Origin of the sequence: Mesotoga sp. HF07.pep.5.2.highcov (assembly GCF_003666285.1) — a bacterium.
GTDB lineage: Bacteria > Thermotogota > Thermotogae > Petrotogales > Kosmotogaceae > Mesotoga > Mesotoga prima.
The window spans coordinates 1-526 of record NZ_JFHJ01000095.1; the positions used below are offsets into that span (position 1 = coordinate 1).

Here is a 526-nt window from a genome sequence, read left to right on the forward strand (position 1 = left end):
ACAATACCCAGTCCTTTTTGCTTCAGTGATTTTAGGCTTTGATTAACTCTTTCAATACCACCAAACTTCTTGGCCGTACGAATATCGATAACAACCGCGCTCTTATCGATTTCTTGTGCACCGATAATGTTTACAAGTTCCTCGATTATTGAAGGTGGAACATTGTCCATACAAAAGAATCCGAAATCTTCAAGTACGTCGATTGCCGATGACTTTCCGGCTCCAGACATGCCGGTCACAACAAATATGTTAGAAGACATTCGTAGCATCACCGCCCAAATGGCAAATACTAATGAAGAAAGAGATAATGTTTACATTAATCAAATTATACAATAATCTGGAAGAATTCTACTTTAGAGATCAATGTCGAAGGGGTTGTCTCTTGTGAAGACCGGGGTTGCGGGTAGCAGGTTGGGGGTTGGTCAGGAGCAAAAAAGAGATTGACCCAGTCCTCAAGAAGCAATTCAAAGCCATCTGATCAGAAACAACTTATTTCGTCATCCTGAAGCGCTCCTGTTCAGGATCT

At 41.4% G+C, this 526-nt stretch carries 1 protein-coding gene; it reads right to left on the reverse strand.

Annotated features, from left to right (window positions below):
- On the reverse strand, nucleotides 1-260 hold a 260-nt coding region (locus tag BG32_RS01650; RefSeq protein ID WP_310793854.1), incomplete at its 3' end, for an RNase adapter RapZ.
- Between the last annotated feature and the right edge of the window lie 266 nt (nucleotides 261-526).